The sequence below is a fragment of the Aminobacterium sp. UBA4834 genome (assembly GCF_002400205.1).
Lineage (GTDB): Bacteria > Synergistota > Synergistia > Synergistales > Aminobacteriaceae > Aminobacterium > Aminobacterium mobile.
On sequence record NZ_DHFC01000002.1, the window covers coordinates 44693 to 45172 of the forward strand.

Below are 480 nucleotides of genomic sequence, written 5' to 3' on the forward strand. Positions count from 1 at the left end.
AACCTTTTGCCATGAGGTGGTAAGCCATTTTTGTCTTAATGATTTATGATGTAGGTGTAAAACGAGTCAATAAAGTTTTAAAAATAGGTCGAAAATATTTAAGCTGGGTACAAAATTCTGTCTTAGAGGGAGAGCTTACTCCGGCAACTTTTACTGCTCTTAAAATTGAAGTAAACAAAATCATTAAAGACGATTACGATAGCGTAATCTTTTATGTATGGAGAACAGAACGATATACTTCAAGAGAAATTATGGGCAAAGAAAAAGGTGGCGCGAGTATCTTTGTATGATTGTGTCGACCCCCAATAGCGCTAAAATCACGGGAGATCGACACAATCTTTTTTCTAGCAGCAAATCCAGTACTCATCAATATAAAGACTATATACATGCACCTTGAAAACATAATATTGATTCCTTCGACAAAATACGCAAATATAGTAGAATGAAGGGGGGTAAACGCTTTTCTAACTTCCTATAAGG

1 protein-coding gene is annotated in these 480 nt (G+C 35.4%); it reads left to right on the forward strand.

Annotated elements, in window-relative coordinates; translation table 11 throughout:
* Positions 1-38: 38 nt before the first annotated feature.
* Positions 39-290: a CRISPR-associated endonuclease Cas2 gene (gene cas2, locus B3L97_RS00605; RefSeq protein ID WP_211235539.1), complete on the forward strand. Its 252-nt coding sequence runs from the start codon at positions 39-41 to the stop codon at positions 288-290.
* The last annotated feature ends 190 nt before the right edge of the window (positions 291-480 follow it).